The organism is Sagittula sp. MA-2 (genome assembly GCF_030126985.1).
GTDB lineage: Bacteria > Pseudomonadota > Alphaproteobacteria > Rhodobacterales > Rhodobacteraceae > Sagittula.
Genome location: NZ_CP126148.1, coordinates 39,959 through 59,599, shown reverse-complemented (window position 1 = coordinate 59,599; position 19,641 = coordinate 39,959). Strand labels below are relative to the sequence as shown.

General features: G+C 66.0%; 22 protein-coding genes and 3 pseudogenes. 8 read left to right on the top strand and 17 right to left on the bottom strand.

The features are described 5' to 3' along the window. Positions 1 to 76: 76 nt before the first annotated feature. The 3 genes and pseudogenes from QNI11_RS23795 to QNI11_RS23785 form a co-directional block, all read left to right on the top strand. Complete coding sequence (locus QNI11_RS23795) at positions 77 to 475, top strand: helix-turn-helix domain-containing protein (RefSeq protein ID WP_283983819.1); 399 nt, start codon at positions 77 to 79, stop codon at positions 473 to 475. Positions 476 to 674: 199 nt separating this feature from the next. Beyond that, positions 675 to 1,573: pseudogene (locus QNI11_RS23790) on the top strand (IS5 family transposase); the annotation flags it as partial. Positions 1,574 to 1,646: 73 nt separating this feature from the next. Next, positions 1,647 to 1,853, top strand: a pseudogene (locus tag QNI11_RS23785) (DDE-type integrase/transposase/recombinase); the annotation flags it as partial. A gap of 123 nt (positions 1,854 to 1,976) precedes the next feature. Here the strand turns inward: QNI11_RS23785 and QNI11_RS23780 are convergent. Together QNI11_RS23780 and QNI11_RS23775 are read right to left on the bottom strand one after the other, a co-directional pair. Then, on the bottom strand, positions 1,977 to 3,299 hold the full coding sequence (locus QNI11_RS23780) for a surface lipoprotein assembly modifier (protein ID WP_283983818.1): 1,323 nt from the start codon (positions 3,297 to 3,299) through the stop codon (positions 1,977 to 1,979). Next, positions 3,299 to 3,988 carry a hypothetical protein gene (locus tag QNI11_RS23775; RefSeq protein ID WP_157815089.1) on the bottom strand — a complete coding sequence of 230 codons (690 nt, stop codon included), beginning with the start codon at positions 3,986 to 3,988 and terminating at the stop codon, positions 3,299 to 3,301. Before QNI11_RS23775 ends, QNI11_RS23780 begins: the two co-directional genes overlap by 1 nt. A gap of 153 nt (positions 3,989 to 4,141) precedes the next feature. Here QNI11_RS23775 and QNI11_RS23770 point away from each other — a divergent pair, with 153 nt between their 5' ends. Further along, complete coding sequence (locus QNI11_RS23770) at positions 4,142 to 6,352, top strand: sensor histidine kinase (protein WP_283983817.1); 2,211 nt, start codon at positions 4,142 to 4,144, stop codon at positions 6,350 to 6,352. Beyond that, positions 6,352 to 7,005, top strand: a complete 654-nt coding sequence (locus QNI11_RS23765; protein WP_370312795.1) for a LuxR C-terminal-related transcriptional regulator — start codon at positions 6,352 to 6,354, stop codon at positions 7,003 to 7,005. The genes QNI11_RS23770 and QNI11_RS23765 overlap by 1 nt, the downstream gene beginning before the upstream one ends. 33 nt (positions 7,006 to 7,038) lie before the next feature. On the opposite strand, the gene QNI11_RS23760 is transcribed toward QNI11_RS23765, so the two are convergent. Beyond that, entirely contained in the window at positions 7,039 to 7,203 is a 165-nt protein-coding gene (locus QNI11_RS23760; RefSeq protein ID WP_283983816.1) for a hypothetical protein, read from the bottom strand. Here QNI11_RS23760 and QNI11_RS27775 point away from each other — a divergent pair. Next, positions 7,202 to 7,363, top strand: coding sequence for a hypothetical protein (locus QNI11_RS27775; RefSeq protein ID WP_373418464.1), 162 nt, complete (start codon positions 7,202 to 7,204; stop codon positions 7,361 to 7,363). The genes QNI11_RS23760 and QNI11_RS27775 overlap by 2 nt on opposite strands. 32 nt (positions 7,364 to 7,395) lie before the next feature. Here QNI11_RS27775 and QNI11_RS23750 read toward each other — a convergent pair. Then, positions 7,396 to 7,494: pseudogene (locus QNI11_RS23750) on the bottom strand (IS6 family transposase); the annotation flags it as partial. A 15-nt stretch (positions 7,495 to 7,509) separates the two neighbouring features. Here QNI11_RS23750 and repC point away from each other — a divergent pair. Further along, complete coding sequence (repC, locus tag QNI11_RS23745) at positions 7,510 to 7,662, top strand: replication initiation protein RepC (protein ID WP_100931160.1); 153 nt, start codon at positions 7,510 to 7,512, stop codon at positions 7,660 to 7,662. 26 nt (positions 7,663 to 7,688) lie between these two features. Here repC and QNI11_RS23740 read toward each other — a convergent pair whose 3' ends face one another. The 13 genes from QNI11_RS23740 to QNI11_RS23680 form a co-directional block, all read right to left on the bottom strand. Then, positions 7,689 to 8,213, bottom strand: a complete 525-nt coding sequence (locus tag QNI11_RS23740) for an invasion associated locus B family protein (protein WP_283983815.1) — start codon at positions 8,211 to 8,213, stop codon at positions 7,689 to 7,691. 96 nt (positions 8,214 to 8,309) lie between these two features. After that, positions 8,310 to 8,654 carry a PAAR domain-containing protein gene (locus QNI11_RS23735; protein ID WP_100931162.1) on the bottom strand — a complete coding sequence of 115 codons (345 nt, stop codon included), beginning with the start codon at positions 8,652 to 8,654 and terminating at the stop codon, positions 8,310 to 8,312. Between the two features lie 51 nt (positions 8,655 to 8,705). After that, positions 8,706 to 9,503, bottom strand: coding sequence for a hypothetical protein (locus QNI11_RS23730; RefSeq protein ID WP_283983814.1), 798 nt, complete (start codon positions 9,501 to 9,503; stop codon positions 8,706 to 8,708). Further along, entirely contained in the window at positions 9,500 to 10,042 is a 543-nt protein-coding gene (locus QNI11_RS23725) for an SMI1/KNR4 family protein (RefSeq protein ID WP_283983813.1), read from the bottom strand. Before QNI11_RS23725 ends, QNI11_RS23730 begins: the two co-directional genes overlap by 4 nt. Positions 10,043 to 10,072: 30 nt before the next feature. Next, positions 10,073 to 10,912, bottom strand: coding sequence for an HNH endonuclease (locus QNI11_RS23720; protein ID WP_100931165.1), 840 nt, complete (start codon positions 10,910 to 10,912; stop codon positions 10,073 to 10,075). Between the two features lie 24 nt (positions 10,913 to 10,936). Next, positions 10,937 to 11,353, bottom strand: a complete 417-nt coding sequence (locus QNI11_RS23715; RefSeq protein ID WP_283983812.1) for a hypothetical protein — start codon at positions 11,351 to 11,353, stop codon at positions 10,937 to 10,939. Further along, on the bottom strand, positions 11,353 to 11,940 hold the full coding sequence (locus QNI11_RS23710; protein WP_100931167.1) for a DUF4123 domain-containing protein: 588 nt from the start codon (positions 11,938 to 11,940) through the stop codon (positions 11,353 to 11,355). The genes QNI11_RS23715 and QNI11_RS23710 overlap by 1 nt, the downstream gene beginning before the upstream one ends. After that, on the bottom strand, positions 11,940 to 14,243 hold the full coding sequence (locus QNI11_RS23705; protein ID WP_283983811.1) for a type VI secretion system Vgr family protein: 2,304 nt from the start codon (positions 14,241 to 14,243) through the stop codon (positions 11,940 to 11,942). Before QNI11_RS23705 ends, QNI11_RS23710 begins: the two co-directional genes overlap by 1 nt. Positions 14,244 to 14,455: 212 nt before the next feature. Continuing rightward, positions 14,456 to 16,399 carry a HAMP domain-containing sensor histidine kinase gene (locus tag QNI11_RS23700; RefSeq protein ID WP_283983948.1) on the bottom strand — a complete coding sequence of 648 codons (1,944 nt, stop codon included), beginning with the start codon at positions 16,397 to 16,399 and terminating at the stop codon, positions 14,456 to 14,458. Between the two features lie 29 nt (positions 16,400 to 16,428). Then, positions 16,429 to 16,908 (bottom strand): DUF6505 family protein, encoded by a 480-nt coding sequence (locus QNI11_RS23695; RefSeq protein ID WP_100931169.1) that lies wholly within the window; start codon positions 16,906 to 16,908, stop codon positions 16,429 to 16,431. Continuing rightward, entirely contained in the window at positions 16,905 to 17,606 is a 702-nt protein-coding gene (locus QNI11_RS23690; RefSeq protein WP_283983810.1) for a biotin/lipoate--protein ligase family protein, read from the bottom strand. The genes QNI11_RS23695 and QNI11_RS23690 overlap by 4 nt, the downstream gene beginning before the upstream one ends. After that, positions 17,603 to 18,652, bottom strand: a complete 1,050-nt coding sequence (locus QNI11_RS23685; RefSeq protein WP_283983809.1) for an Mrp/NBP35 family ATP-binding protein — start codon at positions 18,650 to 18,652, stop codon at positions 17,603 to 17,605. Before QNI11_RS23685 ends, QNI11_RS23690 begins: the two co-directional genes overlap by 4 nt. Before the next feature lie 3 nt (positions 18,653 to 18,655). After that, complete coding sequence (locus tag QNI11_RS23680; RefSeq protein ID WP_283983808.1) at positions 18,656 to 18,847, bottom strand: DUF6494 family protein; 192 nt, start codon at positions 18,845 to 18,847, stop codon at positions 18,656 to 18,658. Positions 18,848 to 18,873: 26 nt separating this feature from the next. Here QNI11_RS23680 and QNI11_RS23675 point away from each other — a divergent pair, with 26 nt between their 5' ends. After that, entirely contained in the window at positions 18,874 to 19,641 is a 768-nt protein-coding gene (locus QNI11_RS23675; protein ID WP_283983807.1) for a hypothetical protein, read from the top strand.

The following is a 19,641-nucleotide window of genomic DNA, read 5'->3' as shown; positions in this document are numbered from 1 at the left end:
ATGCTTTCGGACCTGCCAGAGACCCCGCGGAAGCCCTAGAACATGGCGACTCTGGACTAACCAAATGGGAAGCACGATGCCCGGACCGACTACCGCCAAGCCCACCGTTTGCCGTCCCGACGAATGCCTTGCCGAGGACTGGCTGGGCTTTCTCGGTCACCGATGGAATGCCCTGCTGTTGTGGCACCTGTCGGACGGATCAAAGCGGTTTTCCGAGCTTCAGGCGCTCTTGCCACGCATTTCGCCGAAGGTCCTGACCGAAAGGATCGTCGGCCTGATGAGGCGTGACCTCGTGCAGCGGGCCGAGACGAACACCTATCCGCGCGAAGTCACCTACGGGCTGACGGCCCGGGGAAAGGCCCTGCGCAACTTCCTGACGGAGCTTTATGACTGGGCCGCTGATGTCGCTCGGGAAGATGCGGTCACCGCCCGGCCTGAGGAGACCCGAGCGAGTGACGCTGGCGTTGGCGTATAGGCAACGCTCAGATCCGAGGCGTCACCGGCGTTCGTGCCCGGCGCAGCACATGACCGGAGAGCGCCCTGATCTGACCTCCCAATGGCTTTGTTGCGCAAAGGTCGAGCGAGGGATTCATCTCGTGAATCCAAAGTAGTAGCTGGTATGCATGAGCAGACCCATCCCACCGAGCTACAAAACCAAGAACTGGCCGGCCTAAATCGAAGCGCTGAAGCAGCGTGGGTCCCTGACGATCTGGTCAGATCCGGACATGGTCTGGGTGCCGCGGCCGACCGGCAAGCGAGGCCGACAGCCTCTCTATAGCGATGCCGCGATCCAGACATGCCTGACGATGAAAGTCCTGTTCGGCATGGCGCTTCGGCAGACGACTGGGTTCGTCGAAAGCCTCCTGGGCCAGATCGGCCTCGACTGGGCAGTGCCTGACTTCAGCACACTGAGCCGGCGCCAGAAGACCTTGTCCGTGACCATTCCCTGCCGCGGCTCACAGGGGCCGCTGAACTTTCTGATCCCCTCTCGGAACATCACTTCGCGATGCCCTGCCGGGCAGTGGACAGCACCGGCATCAAGGCGGAGGGCGAAGGCGAGTGGCATGCGCGCAAACACGGTGGCGCGAAACGCCGTCTATGGCGCAAGATCCACATCGGCGTCGATGAACAGACGCTGGAGATCCGAGCCATAGAGATCACCGGGAGCAACGTCGGTGACGTGCCCATGCTGCCCGAACTGCTCAGCCAGATCTCGCCTGATGTGGAAATCGGCTCGGTCACCGCAGACGGAGCCTACGACACGCGCAAGTGCCATGACGCCGTCGCCGATCGCCGCGCCCATGCCGTCATACCGCCGCGCCAGAATGCCAAGCCCTGGAAGCCCTCGACCGCAGGCGCCATTGCCCGAAACGAGGCGCTGCGCGTATCGAGATACCTCGGCCGCGCCATCTGGCGAAAGTGGAGCGGATACCACCGCCGAAGCCGCGCCGAGACGAAGATGCATTGCGTGAAGCTGCTGGGGCAGAGCCTCATGGCACGCGACTTCGATCGTCAGGTCGCAGAACTCCAGATCCGCGCCGCCGTCCTGAACGGCTACACCGCGCTCGGCCTGTCATCGAGCCAGTGGGATAAGTGCGTCCGGGGAAAGGGAACGTTCGGGTTTCACCCTCTTTGCACAACAAAGCCTCCGGCAGGTCAATTACCTCAACACTATTCTCGAACAGGATCATCGCTTCATCAAGCGGCTCACTCACCCGATGATGGGCTTCAAAGCGGTCCACCAGGCAGCCGCCACCACCGCCGGGATCGAGACCTCACACATGATCCGCAAGGGGCAGATCCCGGCCAGCGGGGAAACGGCTTTCCAGATCTTCGCCGGACTCGCAGCATAAGACTGTCCTGCGGCCAGGCCATTCCGCTTTCAGGAAAACTCAGCGGCAGAACCGTCGGGCAAGCTTCGACCGCGATGCCCCACGGATAGGTCGTGCGGGCGCCGCGATCGACTTCCGAAGGCGTCAGAACCGCCGGGTGATGCCCACCAACGCGCGGCGGTTTTCGTAGCTGAAGATGTCGTTGTTCGAGTCTTGCCGCTCTGCCCCGAGTTCGAGCACCGGCGCAAAGCCCGCGACCGCCCAATCGCGGTGCGTGAGCTTCAGTGAAAGGCTCTGGCGCCGGTCCTCGCGCACAATTCCGAGCAGGCTGTCGGGACCCTCGCGCTCATGCCGGCCAAGCGCCAACGTCAGCTCGGCGAGCAGCCCCCCTTCGAAGGCGTAGCGCGCGCCAAGCGTCACCGCTCCACCTTGCCCGGCTTCGGTTGCGAGCTCGCTTTCGGTCCGCTCCAGTTGCAAACCGAAGCTGAGTTGGAGGCGGGGCGTGACCGTGTGGCTGAGCGATGCGGCTCCGACGGATCGGGTGGCAGGCTCGGTGCCGGGGCTTTCATAGTCGGTGCGCTCGCGGATCAGCGTCAGGTTCAGCGTGCTTCGCGCCTGGGCGTCGATGGACCGGCCCCAGGTCAGATAGACGCCGCGCGTGTTGGCGTAGGCCTCTCCGTCGATCCAGCGCTTTCCAAGGGTGAGCCCGGCGCCCAGCCTGCGGTTGCGGTCGCCGAAGTGCAACAGCCCCAGTTCCGCCCGTGCCTGAATGTCGTCGGGCGCGCCCTCTTCGTAAAGCCGCGCATCGACGGCCGCTCCCAGCCGAAGCCTCAGATCCGGTGCCAGCCGGGGCAGGGCGACAAGCCCGAGGCCAAGCTCTATGCCCCGGGCCGGCTGCGCGCGTGAGCCATCCTTGAGCTTGAAGGGCCGGTCGCCGATCATGATGGTGTCAACCGCGGTCCGTTTCGCAGGGTTGCTTTCGGGCACGATCGCGAAGCGGAAATTGCCCTCCCAGACCCGGGCGCGGTCGATCTCGTCGATGCGCCGCGTCACCTCGGCGGCAAGCGGCGGCGGCAGCGCGGCTCCGCGCGCCAGGGAATAGTGGTAGCGCGCGCGTTCTGCCTGACCCGCAGCCTCGAGCGCGTTGGCGAGTTCCAGACGGTAGTTGACGGCATCGGGCGCAAGAGAGACCAGCCGGTCGAGCCAAGGCTGCGCCGCGCGCGGTCGACCCTGCCGAATATGCGCCATGGAGAGTGCCCAGAGACGGCGCAGCTCGGCTTCGCGCACCGCTTGGGGCCCCATTCCCTGCAGGGCGGAAATAGCTGTGGCATAGTCTCCGGCATTTACCTGCGCCTCGGCGCGGGCAATCGCGTCAGGCTGCTGCGCCGGCGCTTGCGACACAAGCGCCAGTGCAAGGAAAAGGCCCGCGAGCAGGCGCCGCACGCCCAATGCCGCGAGCCTTGTCATCACTTCTGTTCGATGTAGTAGGTGCCTGCGATGGCGCCGTCGAACACCGCCGGATTGGACGAACCCGGCAGGTTGTAACCGCCGACCACTGGCCCAAGCGCGGCCTCACCGGCATTGCCGAAGAACGACCCGCCCAGCGTGATAAGCGTGTCGGCCGTGGTGCCGCCCTGGCTCAGGTCGCCGGTGAGGGTGACGCTCAGCGCCCCGGTCTGTGTCTCGGGGACGGTGATCCCGCCCACATTCATCGCGGGATTGACCACCCTGCTGATGGACCCGCCGAAGCTGTCGTTCACGGTCAGAGTGCCGTCGATGGTGCCCGTTTCGCCGGTCGCCAGCGTGCCGGTGAAATTCGACGCCGTCCCGGTGAACGGGTTGGTGGTCTGTCCGTCATTCCAGGCCACATCGAGGTTCAGATCGCCCTCGACCTGGCCGATCGTGCTGGAAGGATCGGTCACGTCCACCTTCAGCCGTCCGGCATAGGATGCGTTGATCGCGGTCGGCATGTTCGACGTCGGAGCCTTGGCGGTGACGCGATCGAACTCGGCGTCGAAACCTGAGCCGCTGGCTCCGCCACCTCCGCCGCCGCCACCGGCTCCGCCACCACCACCACTGCCGCCATGCAGGCAGCCGGACAGCGACGTTCCAAGCACCAGCGCCAAGCCGAGCCGCCCAAGAATTGCAATGCGCATCCCTCTTATCCTTAATAAATTGATAATAAATCCTTTTGGCGTCCGGGAATTGCGCTGTCTCTCCCCTGTTCAGGGGTATTCAAGCAAAAAAACTGGCACTAAGCTTTCGGAATACTTGGTTTTTGATGTTTCTCGTGACATGGCACCCACCGCATGAAGCAAACCTATTCTCCGGCTCTGCTCGCAGCGTCGGCGCTGGCACTTGGGCTTGCGGTCGCTTTCCTGGTGCTCTGGGTCGCTCTCAGTCAACCTTGGCTCGGGGTGCTGCTCGTCGCGGGGCCGGATGACAGCGCCACAGTCCATTCGGTCCATCCTGACGGTCCCGCCGAAGGCAGCGTCCCCCAGGGCGCGACGCTGCTTTCGGTTGCGGCTCCCGGCTTCCCGGCCCTGCCGGTCGATGCGCGAGACCTGACCGAAGAGCCCGACGCCCTGCCAGACCCGGCGGCGATGCGCGCCTTCTTTGCCAAGCAGACCGAGCTGCACGCCCGTATGGCAGCCCCCACCACGCACCTTCTGATACGCCCTCAAGGCGCGACCGACTCCGTCATGCAAGAGATCCGACCGGCTTCCACCCGGCCTCTTGGCGACCTGCCGGGTGTCTTCTGGGTTCAGCTTGGCGTGGGGCTTGCAGGGGTCGTTCTGGGCGGCTGGGTCATGGCCTTGCGGCGCGAAGACCGGGCGGTGCAGTTCTTCGGACTTGCAGGTGTCGGCCTGATGATCTCTGCCGACGCGGCCGCGCTCTACAGCACCCGGGAGCTTGCGCTCAGCGCCAATGTATTCACGATCGCCTCGCGGCTGAACTACCTCGGGACGCTGGTCTTCGGGATCGGCATGATCAACCTCTTCCTGATCTATCCGAGCCGCCTTGCCGGGCGGGCGGTACTCTGGTCCGTCGCGGCGCTTTTCGCGACCTGCATCCTCACGGTCTTCGTCGACTGGCCGGACGCGCTACTGGACCGACAGGCGCCCGTCGCACTCGCCATGCTGATCCTGCTGGCCGCGGTTCTGGCGCAGGCGGTGATGAACCGGCGCAACCCCACGGCGCGGGCCATGCTCGGATGGTTCGGCCTTTCCGTGCTTGTGGGAGCCGGCGGCTTCGGCCTGACCGTCACCCTTCCGCTACTGATGGGCGCGACGCCAAGCCTTTCGCAGGGCTATGCCTTTCTCTTCTTCCTCGTGATCTTCGTCGGCCTCGCCATGGGAATCGCGCGCTATCGGCTGTTCGAGTTATCGGACTGGTCCTTCCGCATCCTGTTCTACATGGGCGGCGTCCTTCTGCTGCTGGTGCTCGACGCAGCGCTGATCCTCGGGCTTGCGCTCGACCGGGCGCCCGCGCTCGGCCTCGCGCTCGCCGTGGTGGGACTTGTCTATCTGCCGCTTCGCGACGTGCTGGCCCGCCACCTGCGTAACGACCGCGGACTGGCCCGCGAAGAGCTTTTCGCTCTGGTAGGCGACGTGGCTCTGGCCACCCGGGCGGAGGACCGCGATGCCGCGCTGCATGCCCTGTTGCAGCGTCTCTTCGATCCGCTCCGCATCGAGCAAGGCCCCACGGCCTTCGATGTGGCGGGCCTGCGCGACGGGGGCGAAACGCTTGAGATCCCGCTGCCGCACGGGCTCCCGGGCATCCGCCTGCACTGGGCGCGGCAGGGGCGCGTCCTGTTCAACCGGCGCGACGAACAGCTGGCGCGCAGCGTGGTCGAGATGCTCGACCGGTCCATCGCACGGCAGCGCGCCCATGACGCAGCCGTCGAAACCGAACGCCGCCGCATCAACCGCGACATGCATGACAACATCGGGGTCCAGTTGCTGGGCGCGCTGCACTCGTCGGACGCCGAGCGGAAGGATATGCTGATCCGCCAGACCCTCTCGGACCTGCGGCAGATCGTGTCGAACCCGGCGGAGGACGGAGCGGTTCTGGCGCAGCTTCTGGCGGACCTCCGGCGAGAGATCGGCGACCATCTCGAAGCGGCTGGGATCGGGATGGCGTGGCAGGACAGCGGGTTGAGCGCCGGGGATGCGCCGCAGATCACGCTCACGGCGCTTCAGGCGCAAACGGTCCGCGCGCTGTTGCGAGAGACCGTCAGCAATGCCTTGCGTCATTCCGAAGCCCGCAATGTGCTCGTCCGGTTTCTTCCCCTGCCGGGTGAGAGACTCAGCCTGATTGTCGAGGACGATGGGACCGGCGCCAAGGGGGACTGGCTGCGGCGGGGGAGCGGGCTTTCAAACCTGCGCTTTCGCGTGGAGGCCTGTGGCGGCACGCTCGTGATCGAGCCCGCACAGGGCGGCACCCGGGTGCGCGCCACCCTGCCGCTGGCCGGGAGGCGCGCGCCTGACACGGCCGGTCTTGTAAGGGCGGCGGGCTGATGCGGATCCTTGTCGTCGAAGATATTGCCGAGACCCGCCGCTGGCTCTGTGCCATCGTCGAGGAGGTTTTTGCAGGCGCGCAGGTCTCGCAGGCCGAGACGCTGCGGCAGGCACGCGGGCTGCTGGAACAGCCGCAGGATCTGGCGCTTATCGACCTGGGTCTGCCGGACGGGTCAGGCCTCGACCTGCTGAGGCAGATCAGGGACAGCCGCGCCGCCACGATCTGCGTCGTCACCACCGTGCTCGGTGATGATGCCAGCGTCGTGGGCGCCCTCTCTGCGGGGGCGCAAGGCTACCTCCTCAAGGAGAACCCGGCCTCGCTGCTGGCTCATCAGTTGCGCCAGATCCATCTGGGCCTGCCCGCGCTTTCGCCTTCGATCGCGCGGCGGATCATGGAGCATTTCAGCCTGACCGGCCCGAGTGCCCCGCCCACCCACGGGCTCACTGATCGCGAGACAGAGGTCCTGGCGCTTATTTCGCGCGGGCTGCGCAACAGCGAGGTGGCGCGCGAGCTCGGCCTCGCGGAGACAACGGTGGCAAGCTACATCAAGTCGATCTACGGCAAGCTCGGCATTTCGTCTCGCGCCGAGGCGTCATGGCATGCAACGCGGCTTGGGCTGAACCGCGACGGCATCGGACCCCGGCGCGGCTAGGCGTGACAGGTTCCGTACCGACCTTGGGCACCGCTACTCGAAGAAACCCTTTTCGGCGTCCTGCCAAGCATCGGTACGCAGGGCAGGGTCGCGGGTCGTCGTTATCGTCGGCGCGGCGGCCTTGATGTTCTGACCGCCCCCCGACGGCATCTGTGTGCCAAGGTGGGTTTGCGATGATCCGCAAAGGAGGACGGTCATGTGCGAGATTATCATGGATGAGCTCGGTCTGGCGAAGAATGTGTTTCAGTTGCTCGGCGCGGATGGCACACTCCGGGCAGTTCTGCGAAATAAGCTGCGGCGAGTGAGCGGACCCCGGCGAATGGTCCAGCCCGACGATTCTGTCGACAAGTTTTCCTGAAAGCGGAATGCCTTGGCCGCAGGACAGGCGTATGCTGCGAGCCAGTCGAAAATCTGGAAAGTCGTTTCCCCGTTGGCCGTGATCTGCCGCTTGCGGATCATGTGTGATGTCTCGATCCCGGCGATGGTGGCGCCTGCAATGCCGCCGTGACCGTGGCCTGCATCTTCCAGAATGCCGAACAGATCCAGAGCCCGGGCGGCTATCTCCGCAGTCTCTCGATGCGCGGCGCGGAAGGTGCATTTTCGACCAAGCCGATGGTGATGGCGCTGCTCAATGGCGGTGGACGGCGGGCGGCGTGAGGTTGACAGCCGTCAACTGCCTCCGGTCACTCCGCGGCAGCGGGGCGCAGCGCCTCGAGCCCGGCGTCCAGCCCTTCCATCGAGAAGCGGAAGACGAACGGCTCCATCCCCAGCCGGGGGCGGAAGCTGCCCAGCACGGTGCCCTTCTCCAGCGCGACGGTGTCGATCTCTTCGCCGTCGACCTGGCGCATGGCCTCGCAGACGTCGCCAAAGCAGGACTGCCAGACGAAGGGGATCGCCTCGTCGGAGTCCTCGGCCCTTATCGCAAAGCCGGAGGGCAGGTAGGCGCCCATGGGCACGCGCGCAGCGATGAAGCGCTGGCTGCCGTCCGACGACCAGAAGGCCATCATCTGCGCGATGAAGGCATTGTCGGTGTCGCGGCTCAGGGTCTGGGTCAAAATGCAGGTGGTGCGGTTCTTGCCGAGCGCCTCGCAGGACACCGTCCACGCGCCGAATTTCTGGCCTTTGGCGACATCCTCCTGCGCGCTTACGGGCGCGGAGAGCGACGGGCAGGCAAAGGCGGCGATACAGGCGAATGTGCGCAAGGACATGGATACGAACCCCTTTCAATCAAACGCCGGCCAGGACGGCCGGCGCAGGCAGGTTGACCGGGTTGGTTGACAGCTGTCAACCGCCGCCCGGACCGGTCACATGGCGATCTTGACCATGGGGTTGCCGGTCGACATCTGCCCGCCGTGGGAACAGAGGTCGGTGATCCGCATCACCGGCAGGTTGTTGATCCGCACCATCATCGATCCCTTGACCATCGGGTCGGGCGTCGGCACCGGCGGCGCGCCGGGCGGGATGATGAGGTTCATGCAGATCGTCTGACCTGTCACGACGGCCACCGGGCGCCCCATCACGCGGACGTGGAACTGGCCCGGCTGGACGACCGGCCCGCCGAGGTGCTTGATCGCGGGGCTGACCGGGCTGGCCGGAATGGTGATGTTGCAGGTGTGCATGTCGCCGAGACAGCAAATCGGTTGTCCCATTCTGAAATCCTTTCTTTCAATAGCCTCTTCGTAATACCCGGGGCACGGCCCTTATGCAGGTCCGGAATACGACCCGGACGCGGATCCGTTGTGCGGCGCCCCGTGAAAGGCCGCCGCGCCTTGGTGTCTATTGTACCTGAAACCGCCGTCGAAGTCTCCGCCGTTTTCCCAGCGGTAGAGACAGGGATCGGAGCGACGGTCGAAGGGGTTCAGCTCGATCAGCCAGGCCTTCAGCGCGTCGCCTTCCGGCAGGACGCAGACGTCGATCACCACGTCGTCCATGTGAAGGTCGTCCCATATGTCCCTGAGCAGCGCGTTGACAGCCGTCACGATGGCCGCGTGCTGTGTGGCGATCTGGGGAAAGGTCTGCTGCCAGGCGTACTGCGACACGCCGACAAGGCGGCGGCGCTTTACAAACAGCCGGAATTCGGCCCAGTCGGGAATGTCGCGCCAGGCGCGCAGGTGCAGGACGATGGGGCGCTTGCTGATGCGGTGGTCGAATATCGCCTGCGCGACGCGCGGGTCGTTGGCAGTAATGACGCGCATCACATCGGCCACGCTGCGGCAGGGCGCGTGCACTACGGTGGAGGCTTTCCAGCTGCACATGCCGATGCGGGGCATCACGCCTTCGGGGAACTCATCCAGCGCCTTTGCGATAGCCTTCTCGAAGCCCGGGCTGAACCCGATCTGCCGGGTGTCGCCGTAAATCTCCCGGAACAGCGCCGACTGGCTGCCCAGTGTCTCTGCATCGCCGTCCGACAGGGTCACGGAGACACCCGGCAGAGACGCAAGAGTCAGCGTCGGCGGCCAGTTCTCCGGGAAGGTCAGGGCGAGCATTTCGGGGATCATGGCAGCACGAGGTCCCGCTGCAGGGCGCGGCGCTGCGGCGTGCTCCAGTGTTCGTAGCCCATGAGGTCCTCGGTTTCGTAGAGCGAGGCCATGAAAGCGCCGAAATCGGCCCCCAGGGGCACCAGCATGTCAGGGGAGTTGTTCGGGCCACCCCAGGGTTCTGCGGTGGCGGACCAAGCGTAGATCGCGCCGAAGTCGCCCGGATGCAGCGACAGGAGCACGATCAGCCCGCCGGGGTCCTCGCCGATGGCGGCGAAGCCCTGCGGGGTGCCGTCGCCGAAGGTCTTGCCGGTGGCCAGTTCCTGCACGCGGGCCGGGCGGTTCAGCCGGTCGAGGAAGCGTTCGGGATCGTCCTCATCGGGGGCGTAATCGAAGATCAGCGGGTAGGGCGCGCCGCCGCCATAGGTCAGCAGGAAGCTGCGGTAGGGCTCGGGCAGGGTGGTGCCGAGCGCGGCCTCCAGCTCTGCCACGGCGTCGGCCAGCGCGGCTTCGTCAGGCCAGGCGCTGCCTTCGGGGGCGATGATCGGATCTTGTGGCATGGCGGTCTCCCTTGCCCCTGTCTGCGGGGGTTAGAATTCGGACTGGTGGCTGCCCTTGTAAAGCGCGGCGCCGCCGGTGTGCGTGGCGTAGCCGCCCTTGCTGGTCGAATGGATGTCCTGCGGCACAAGCTGCATCGTCGTGCCGTTTTCGTGGTGGTGCCAAGTGTAGCCTTCGGGCCGGGTCCAGTTGTCGTCGCCCAGCTGTTCGCGCATCGCCTTGTCGGCATTGGTGAAATCCGACGAATGGTTGCCCTTCATCGGGATGTCGACGTTGCCCTTCGAATGCGGCGAGAGGTCCGGAAAGCCGTTAGTGTACTTGATCGGGGGCTTCGAGGCGTCGGCGGGCTGGAACCAGCCGTCGCCCTTGCTGCCGCTGGTCCATGTGCCGTTGGTCGGCACCTGGTCGTAATGCGGCGGGTATTTCATCTTCTCGAGCTTCTCGAGGCATTCCTTCGTGCCGTTGCACTTCTTGGCCGCGGCCTCGTAGGCCGCCTTCTGCTTCTTGACGACGTCGTCCCAGTATTTCGCCGCCGCCTGCTTGGTCTGCCGGTAGGATGCCTTCAGCCCGGTCCGTGCAACGTCGATGGTGCGGCGGATGGTGTTGACCTTGTCGGTGACCTTGGCCGCCTTCGCGGCATCCCCCCAGCCGGGGATCATGCCGAAGACGTCGACCGCCGCGCCGAACCAGTCGCCCTGCCACGCCGAGCGCACCGCCGAGGCCGCGTCGACCGCGATGCCGGCACCGGGGATCGCGCCGCCGACGGCAAAGCCGATCTCGGTCGCGATGTCCTTGTACATGTCGTCGACCTGCTTGTGCTGGGCGCGCACGGCCTCCGGATCGACGCCTTCGTCCTTCAGGTACTTGCTCATGACGCCGGGCTCACATCAGGTGCTTCATCCGTTCAGGCCGGTGATCCCGGCCATCTCCGGATACCAGTACCTGGGATCCGCATTCATGATCGCCTCGGCTGCGAGGTCGCTGTCGACCTCGAAGAAGGCGTCTATCTTGGCAGGGCCTTCGACCGCGCTGACCGCGATCTCCTTAAACCCTGAAAACATGAAGAAATTTGCCCCTACCTCCCACATCAGCGTGATGAACATCATCTGCGAGGGGACGTCCCGGATGCCGAAATGCCGCGCGTAGCGGCGGCCGTTCATTGTCATCTCCATCCGGCCCTCGGGCGAGAGCGACCAGTAGTCCTGGGGCAGGTGGGTCTTCATCACCTCGTCGACGTAGGCCCTGGCGAAGGCCCGGTCGTCATTGAGCGGCGCCGACCGCTGACTGAGGTTCAGAGTGAGCCGCGGTGGCATCAGGCATCCTCGGCGACAGTCAGGCTCAGGTCGGCACGGCGCAGGGTGCCTTCGCGGATGGCATAGCGGTGCACGAGGTTGGGATTGTCGGAATCCTCGGCCCAGACCTGCGACAGGTCACGCAGCACGTAGGCGCATTGCTCCGGCTCCATGGCGGGCAGGTAGGTGTTGAAGACGCTGGGACGGTAGAACTTGAAGAACAGTTCCTTGTCGTCCTCCGTCTTGACCCGCAGGGAACGCTTGAGCGAAGTCTTCACCTTCTTCGCCTCCGGCCCCGCGATCAGGAACAGGCCCCAGTCCTTGTTCCAGCCTTCCTCCATGAACCAGTCGAACACCCGCCGGCCGGAGCCGTTCAACGGCACCAGCCACGGGGCATAGGCGGCCAGATCCTCGAAGGCCTGTCCGTCGAACAGGCACAGCGCGTCGTCGGTCATGGTCTCGATGATGAACTGTGTCGCGGGCGACTTGCTGGCGTCGACCAGCAGATAGGCAACCTGGTCCGGACCGCAGGCCTTTTCCAGCGCAAGGGCCAGCGCCTCGTCCGCGCTGGCTGCCGGGTCCGACATGTGCGTGACCACTTCGTTCATCAATCACCCCCTGCCGTGCCCTGGCATTCTTCGCAGAAGGCCTGGGGCGCCTGCAACACCGTCGCCTGGCTGGGCGCGCCCATGTTGAAGTCCACCGAGGGGCACTGCACCTTCATGCTGAACGCCTTGATGGTGATGCCGGAGGCGTCCATCTCGATCGTGGCGCCGGGCGCGGCGATGGTGAACTTCTGCGTGGCGATCAGCGTGTGCTTCATCGTCTTGTTCAGGATGGACTTGCCGGAGGTCATCTCGATGTCCTCGCCGACATCGGTGGTCATCTTCTTGCCGACCTGCTCCTTCACCGCGCCGCCGACGTTCAGGATCTTGGTCAGGCCGACCGACTCCACAGACGCGACCCCGGTGGTGTCCGAGCGGAAGTTCGATGCGAAGGTGTTGACCACGCCCGGGCTCTTGAACAGGGAATAACCGCTTTCGCCGTACTTGGAGCCGTCCTCGCGCAGCTTGTGGTTGGCGTCCTTGCCTTCCTCGTCGGCGCCGTGCATCCCCGTCCGTCCGGCCCCGCCGTCGCCGGAGATGAAACCGAGGTCCTTTGCGCCGATGGTGCTAGCGAACTTGCCCAAGTCGCCGCCGGACGAGCCGCCGCCTTCGGACGCGCCCTTCTTCACCAGCGACTGCGACTTGCCCATCAGGCCGCCGATGCCGCCCAGCAGGTTCTTGATGTTGGGGCCGGTGCCGCCCGAGGAGATGTTGACCGAGCCGCCGGCCTCCATCTTCAGGTTGTTGCCGACCTCGACCATCTTGTTCATGCCGACGCTCTCGATGTCGTGCCGTTTCACCCGGCTGATCGAGTCGTTGAGCACCAGCCGCGACCAGTCCTGCTGCGCCTTGAAGGCGATGTTCTCCTGGCCCGGCTCGTCTTCGAAGACCATCTCGTTAAAGCCGGTAGCCTTGTGGCTGTCGGTTCGGAAGACCGATTTCGTCTTGTGGGCGGGCAGGGGGTAGGCGACCATGTTCTTGCCATTGTAGACGCAGCCCGTCACCAGCGGCTTGTCCGGGTCGCCGTCGAGGAATTCGACGACCACCTCCATGCCGATGCGCGGGATAATCATGCCGCCCCAGCTTCCGCCGCCCCAGTTTTGCGACACGCGGCAACGCATGGAGCGCGCGTCGCTGAGGTCCCAGGGGAAGCGGACGAGGATGCGGCCGTATTCGTCGCAATCGATCTCTTCGCCCTCGGCGCCCACGACGAGCGCGGTCATCGGCCCGCGCACATCTGCGCGACGGCTCTTTTTCTCGGGGATCAGCGGGGAGGTCACCGGCATCATCACGTAGCGCGCGGTAAAGGCGAACCCGTCGCCGGAGGTGCCGCCCGAGCCGTAGTTGTCGGAGGTGTAGGAATGGTGCGCGACAAGGCAGAGATATTCGTCGCCCTTGCCCGGCACCTCGGAACTGTCGCCCGAAACGGTGATCTTCAGGCCGGAGACGAGGCCCACGATGTCGCCCATCGCCTCGTACCGCTTGTCGTGGCCCTGCGCCCGGTCGAGCCCGAGCGAGACCATCTCGCCGCCGCGGCCGGGATCGAGGTAGTCGCCCGGCCAGTCGAAGCTTTCGATCTGCCCGTGCGCATAGGCGGCGCTGCCGGTCTGGTCCTTCTCCATCACGGTGGTGGGCGTCTTGAAATTGTAATCGGTCATTCGGATGGCGCCGGTGGTCATCCGGCGTTCCGGGCGCCATTCCCACAGGTGTTCGGTGTCTTCCTGATGGTGGCCGACGTAGGGCTTGACCGGGAAGCTGCCCAGCACGTCGTGGCTTTCGACGGAATCGGTCAGCACCATGTCGTGGTTGCCGTCGCTCATCTTGAAGAAGTAGCTGATGCCGTGGCGTTCCATCATCCGCACGGCAAAGTCGAAGTCGCTTTCGTTGAACTGGACGGTGTATTCCAGCGTCGGGTAGGAGCCCTGGGTGTTCACCGTCAATGTCCCGTAGGGGCTCAGCAACTCCTGGAGGATCTCGATCACGGTCTTCTCGTGAAAGATCCGCTGGTTGCGCCGCAGGGTCGCCAGCCAGAACCACGGCTTCAGCGTCAGCTCGTACCGGATGCCGTTGTCGCCGGCGCCCAGCCAGCGCGCCTCGGTCACCAGACCGCTGAAGAACTTGTCGGAGTCGTCCTGGGACTTGAGCGTTACCGTGGCGTTGGTGCCCAGCAGGTCATCGAAATTGATGTCCTCGTTTTCGGACAGACATGCCACATGGTATTCGAAGAGCCCGTTCATCCGGTCCAAACCTTCGAACCGCTGGAGGACCAATACGTCCTTGCCGAGCGCGGTCGACAACTTCCCCATGCGGGAATCTTGTTTCAAAGCCATCGTTCGAACCTGATTTAATCCAAAGTGATAGTACCTTAGACAACCCATGGTGCAACGTCAAAACCGGCTGCGGGCGGGCTGTCCATTTTCAATGACATTACCAGTCGTCACCAGCATATGGGCACGCGAACGGATTCCGGAAGTCATTTATTCAATACCCCCGCTGCCGGACCCGGTCCGGCGGGGACTCAGGTCTCGCCCGAGGCGGGCAGCCAGACGAGGAACTCCGCGCCGCCTTCCGGCGGGTTGCGATAGCTGATCCGCCCCCCGGCGCGCTGGATCAGCGTCTGCGAGATCGACAGACCCAGACCCGTGCCCTCCGCCTGCTTGGTGGTGAAGAAGGGGTCGAACACGGTATCAAGCAGCTTCTCCGGCACGCCCGGCCCGGTGTCGCGCACCCTGAGCGCCGCGCCCGGGCGGCCGTTGCGGTCCTCTGCGTCCAGCGTCAGGAAGATCGTGCCGCTGTGCTCCATCGCGTGCACGGAATTCACCACGAGGTTGATGACCACCTGCTGCATCTCGCCAGCCCCGATGGCCACGCGGGGGGCCTCTGCCAGCGCGGTCTCGACGCGGATGTCGGCTCGGGTCAGGACGTGTTCCACCAGCACGAGACAGTCGCGCACCACCGGGGCAAGGTCCACCGCGCGTTCCGTCACCGAGAAGTCGTCGGGCCGGGCGAATTGCAGCAGCTTGCCGACGATGGCGTTGATCCGCGCGACCTGCCCGTCGATCAGGTCGATCTCTGTCTGGACGGGTTGGGCGGCCTCGCCCAGCGTCTCGCGCAGCACGTCGAGGTTGCCCTGGATGACCGCCACCGGGTTGTTGATCTCATGCGCGACGCCGGCGGTGATCTCGCCGATGGAGGCGAGCTTTTCGCTCATCACCAGCTGCCGCCAGGTGTCTTCCAGCTTGGCGTTGGCCTCGCGCAGTTCGGCGGTGCGTTCCTCGACCCTCTGGTTCAGCTCGGACGCCCATGCGCGCAGCTGTGTGTCGCGCTCCTGTACCTGGTCGAGAAGGTCGTCGAGGTGTCCCGCCACCTGTCCGATCTCGTCCCCGGAGCGGGGCACGGCATTGCGGGCGGACAGGTCGCCGTCCTGCACGCGCCGCATGGTCCGGGTCATCTGTTCCAGCGGGTCGAAGACGCCCTTGGCCAGCCACAGGAACAGGGGCGCGGACAGCAGCACCACGGCGGCGAAGGCGGCCAGCATGATGACGAAGGCGGTGCGCTTGGCATGGGTGAAGGGCGCTTCGAGGAAACCGACGTAGAGCATGCCCACCGCCTCGCCGAAACTGTCGTGCAGCGGCAGGTAGCCGGAGATGTACCAGTCGTTGACGACGAAGGCCCGGTCGAGCCATGTCTCCTGCTCGTCCAGCACCTGCCTGCGCACCACGGCAGAGACCCGCGTGCCAAGCGCGCGCACGTCCTCGAACAGGCGCACGTTGGTCGAAACCCTCACATCGTCGAGGAACAGCGTCGCGGTGCCCTGCCGGTCGCCGCCGGTGACGGCGTTCAGGTAGACCAGCGCGTTGATCGTGTCGATGAACTGCAGGTTGCGGTTCAGGAGGATGCCGCCCACCAGCGCGCCGTCATGGCCGGGCAGGCGGACGGGCGTCGCGGCGTGCACGACCATGCCGCGGTCCTCCACCGTGCGGTCGGTGGGCACGGCGGCGCGGGTCGGGATCAGCTCGATCCGGGCGCGGGCGGCCAGATCGGGCGAGAAGGCGGTGAGCGTCCCGGCGTCGAAGAGGTCGATGGCGGTGGCGGGCGTGCCCTTCAGCGCGCTGTCGATCACCGGCCAGTCCGACGTCTGCCCGCCCGGCAGGTAATAGAGGATGTCGAGCCCGAGCGCCCGCCGCGTGTCGTCGAGATAGGCCTGCAAAGCGGCCTCGGAGGCGTCGAGCTCTTCGGCGAAACCGACGCTGCCTGCCACGCCGGACAGGTCCTCGCCGGTGGTGGTCATGATCCGGGCAAGGTATTGCTCGGCGATGCGCAGGTCGGATTCGACGTTTGCGATCAGCACCTTGTCATAGTCCGCCGTCCAGCGGGTCATGCCCACCAGCAGCAGGAGGGGCGTCAGGATAACCAGCGGCGCCAGCGCAAGGAACAGCAGCCGCACCCGGATGGAACGCAGCGGGCTGCGCCGGGGTGCGGCCGTCCCGGTCACTCGTCCAGCGAGCCGTGCACGGCGAACTGGTCGAGGTCGGCATCCTCCGGATCGATCACACGGAAAACCTCGCGCACGCCGGCCTCGGTCAGGTCGCGCATGACGGTCAGCAGGGTGTTGGGCGCGTGTTCCTCGCAGAGGTCGGCCATGTGGAAGATCTCTTCGCGGGCGACGGGGCGGGCGGCATCGACCGAAGGCGCGCCGTAGTAGGTGACGAAATGCTGCGCCAGCTTCACTTCGAGGTCGGCGACCTCTTCGGGCGTGACGGGGGTGACGGCGACGAAGGTGACGCGCCCACCGGTTTCCAGCCCCAGCCAGCCGTTGGCGAAGGCCTGACGCTGCTTGCCGGTGAGGTCGCCCTCCGTCCAGTCGGAGAACTCGAACCCGCCGGAGATGCACCATTCCCCGGTGCGCGCCGGGTTGGCAAAGACGTACTGGTCGCTTTCGTCCACGTGGATCGCGCGGGCGAGGTTCATGGCGTGTCCTCCAGCAGGGTGGTGAGCGGGATCAGGTGGGTGCCATCCGCGTCGCGCAGGAGCATCCCGAAGTGTTCGTCGACGCCGAGGAAGGTGCCCTTGCGGCCGTCCTGCGCCGTGTCGTCGCCAACGCCATGCGCCAGCCCGCGCCATTCGGCGGCCAGCGCGCGGGGGCCCGCGTCTTCCCACTTGGCGATCCAGTTGAGGGTGTGGCGGGCCCATGCCTCGACCAGCATCCCGGGATCGACGTCGGCGCAGCCTTCGGCGTAAAGCGCGGTGCGGTCCGGGTCCGTCCCAGTGTCCTCCGTCAGCGGCAGCAGGATGAGCTGCCAGGCGATCACCAGCCAGTCGGGCACGGCCTCCGAATCGGTGGAAGACGCGAAGGCCCGCATCTGGCCGCAGAGTGCGCCGTTGACCCGCAGCCCGCCGTTCCAGCCCAGGTGCACGGCCACTTCGGGCGGCGCCAAGGCGCCAAGCGCGTTCTGGAAACCCACGCCGCACAGGGGCAGCATGGTCATCGCCTGCGCCAGCGGCACCTCGGGGGCAAAGACCAGCGCGGCCCCCACCTGGTCCGAGGCGATGCGGTAGGTGATGAGGCCCGCATCCACCCCCTGGATCGCCCGCAGGATCGCCGTCTCTGCCGGGTCGCCGTCGACCTTCTCGCCGAACATGGCCGGGGGGAAGGCGAGGTCGCTCATGCCAGCGCGCCCTTGATGAGCGCGGTCGCGACCGCGTGGAAGGCCTGCGCCTGCGGGCTGTCGGGCTGGCTGACCACGATGGGCGCGCCGCCGTCCGACGCCAGCCGGATCTGCAGGTCCAGCGGGATCTCTGCCAGCAGGGGCACGCCCAGCTTTGCCGCCTCTGCCGCGACGCCGCCATGGCCGAAGACGTGTTCCTCGTGCCCGCACTTGGAGCAGATGTGCGTCGACATGTTCTCGATCATCCCGAGGATCGGGACGTTCAGCTGTTTGAACATGTCGATGCCCTTGCGCGCGTCCAGAAGCGCCACGTCCTGCGGGGTGGAGACGATGACTGCACCGTCCACCTGCGCCTTCTGTGCCAGCGTCATCTGCACGTCGCCGGTGCCGGGCGGCAGGTCGACGATCAGCACGTCGAGCGCCCCCCATTGCACCTGCATCATCATCTGCTGCAGCGCGCCCATCAGCATCGGACCGCGCCAGACCACCGCCTGGTCCTCGTTGGTCATCAGGCCGATGGACATCATCGTGACGCCGTGGTTGCGCAGCGGCAGGATCGTCTTGCCGTCGGGCGAGGCGGGGCGGCCGGAGACCCCCAGCATCCTCGGCTGCGACGGGCCGTAGACGTCGGCGTCCAGCAGGCCCACGCGCTTGCCCTGCTGCGCCAGCGCGCAGGCGAGGTTGGCGGAAACCGTGGACTTGCCCACGCCGCCCTTGCCGGAGGCGATGGCGATCAGGTGATCGACGCCGGGGATCTTCTGCGGGCCCTGCGGCTTCGGTTTCGGCTTGGCGCCGAGGCCGGGCGGCGGGGCGTCTGCGGTCACCGCGATGTTGACGTTGCCCACGCCGGCGGCGGCCAGCGCCTCTTCGGCCTTCGTCTTGACCGGCTGCCACTTGTCGGCCTGTCCGGGCGGGACCTCCAGCACGAAGCGCACGCCGCTGTCGGCCACGCCGAGCGCACGGACGACGCCGGCGGCCACGATGTCCTCGCCCGAGGGCGCGGAGACGGTCTTCAGGATCTCGAGGATCTCTTCACGCGATGCCAAGGTTTACTCCTGACCCTTGATCTCGCCGGTGACCTCATGGGTCAGGCCAAGCTCGGGGATTGTGATGACTGCCTTGACCGGAAAGGACTTTCCGGCGGTTTCGGCGTCGCGCATCGCCCCTTCAATGGCCTGTTGCGAGGTCACGCCGACCTGCTTGAGGAACTTGCGCATCGACATGTTGAAATCGTCGCTCATTGGATCGCTCCCTGAGATGTTGACGCATGGCACGCCCGGCCCATAGGCTGGACGGCATGCGTGTCTGGTTGCTGATACTGGCCCTTGCCGTGCTGCCCTTCAAGGCGGTCGCACAGGATCGTGCCGTTCGTCTGTTCGCGCCGGAGCCGCTGGTGGCCTCCGGTCTGCTGGACTACATCCTGCCGCGCTTCAGGCTGAAGACGCAGGTGCAGGTGGAGGTGGTGGATGACCCGGCCGTCGCGCAGATGGTTCTGGGCGAGGACGGCACGCCGCTGTTCGAAGGCGCGGGCGCGGTCTGGTCCATGCAGGTCACCGATCAGACGGAGTGGACGGCGAAGCTGGCGGACTGGCTGACCGGCGAGGTCGGGCGCAACACCGTCACCTCCTACGCGCCGGAAGGCGAGGCGCTGTTCACCCTGCCCAAGCCGAAGGAGCGCGAGGTCGCGGCCTTCGTCCCAGACGGCGACGCCGCGCTGGGGCTTGAGGTCTCGCGCCTGAAATGCGGGCGCTGCCACGCCGTCGAAGAGGGTGGCGCGCTGCGCAGCATCGGCTCCACCCCCAGCTTCATGGTCATGCGCGCCTTCCCGGACTGGGTCGACCGATTCATGGGGTTCTACGCGTTGAACCCGCACCCAGCCTTTACCCAGATCGAGGGCGTCTCGCCGCCGTTCGACGAGGCACGGCCCAGCCCGATCGTCCCCATGGAGATGACACTGGACGAGGTCGATGCGGTGCTGGCCTATGTCGCGGCGATGGAGGCCGCCGACCTCGGCGCACCGCTGGATTTCCGCTGA

Bases quoted from the DNA above. Each gene is read 5' to 3' on its own strand.
- QNI11_RS23720 (WP_100931165.1), bottom strand. From the start codon at position 10,912: ATGAGCAAGTACCTGAAGGACGAAGGCGTCGATCCGGAGGCCGTGCGC.
- QNI11_RS23710 (WP_100931167.1), bottom strand. From the start codon at position 11,940: ATGAACGAAGTGGTCACGCACATGTCGGACCCGGCAGCCAGCGCGGAC.
- QNI11_RS23695 (WP_100931169.1), bottom strand. From the start codon at position 16,908: ATGAACCTCGCCCGCGCGATCCACGTGGACGAAAGCGACCAGTACGTC.
- QNI11_RS23765 (WP_370312795.1), top strand. From the start codon at position 6,352: ATGCGGATCCTTGTCGTCGAAGATATTGCCGAGACCCGCCGCTGGCTC.
- QNI11_RS23675 (WP_283983807.1), top strand. From the start codon at position 18,874: ATGGCACGCCCGGCCCATAGGCTGGACGGCATGCGTGTCTGGTTGCTG.
- QNI11_RS23730 (WP_283983814.1), bottom strand. From the start codon at position 9,503: ATGATCCCCGAAATGCTCGCCCTGACCTTCCCGGAGAACTGGCCGCCG.
- QNI11_RS23705 (WP_283983811.1), bottom strand. From the start codon at position 14,243: ATGGGGAAGTTGTCGACCGCGCTCGGCAAGGACGTATTGGTCCTCCAG.
- QNI11_RS27775 (WP_373418464.1), top strand. From the start codon at position 7,202: ATGTGCGAGATTATCATGGATGAGCTCGGTCTGGCGAAGAATGTGTTT.
- QNI11_RS23680 (WP_283983808.1), bottom strand. From the start codon at position 18,847: ATGAGCGACGATTTCAACATGTCGATGCGCAAGTTCCTCAAGCAGGTC.
- QNI11_RS23760 (WP_283983816.1), bottom strand. From the start codon at position 7,203: ATGACCGTCCTCCTTTGCGGATCATCGCAAACCCACCTTGGCACACAG.
- QNI11_RS23780 (WP_283983818.1), bottom strand. From the start codon at position 3,299: ATGACAAGGCTCGCGGCATTGGGCGTGCGGCGCCTGCTCGCGGGCCTT.
- QNI11_RS23770 (WP_283983817.1), top strand. From the start codon at position 4,142: ATGAAGCAAACCTATTCTCCGGCTCTGCTCGCAGCGTCGGCGCTGGCA.
- QNI11_RS23690 (WP_283983810.1), bottom strand. From the start codon at position 17,606: ATGAGCGACCTCGCCTTCCCCCCGGCCATGTTCGGCGAGAAGGTCGAC.
- QNI11_RS23775 (WP_157815089.1), bottom strand. From the start codon at position 3,988: ATGCGCATTGCAATTCTTGGGCGGCTCGGCTTGGCGCTGGTGCTTGGA.
- QNI11_RS23725 (WP_283983813.1), bottom strand. From the start codon at position 10,042: ATGCCACAAGATCCGATCATCGCCCCCGAAGGCAGCGCCTGGCCTGAC.
- QNI11_RS23740 (WP_283983815.1), bottom strand. From the start codon at position 8,213: ATGTCCTTGCGCACATTCGCCTGTATCGCCGCCTTTGCCTGCCCGTCG.
- QNI11_RS23735 (WP_100931162.1), bottom strand. From the start codon at position 8,654: ATGGGACAACCGATTTGCTGTCTCGGCGACATGCACACCTGCAACATC.
- QNI11_RS23795 (WP_283983819.1), top strand. From the start codon at position 77: ATGCCCGGACCGACTACCGCCAAGCCCACCGTTTGCCGTCCCGACGAA.
- QNI11_RS23715 (WP_283983812.1), bottom strand. From the start codon at position 11,353: ATGCCACCGCGGCTCACTCTGAACCTCAGTCAGCGGTCGGCGCCGCTC.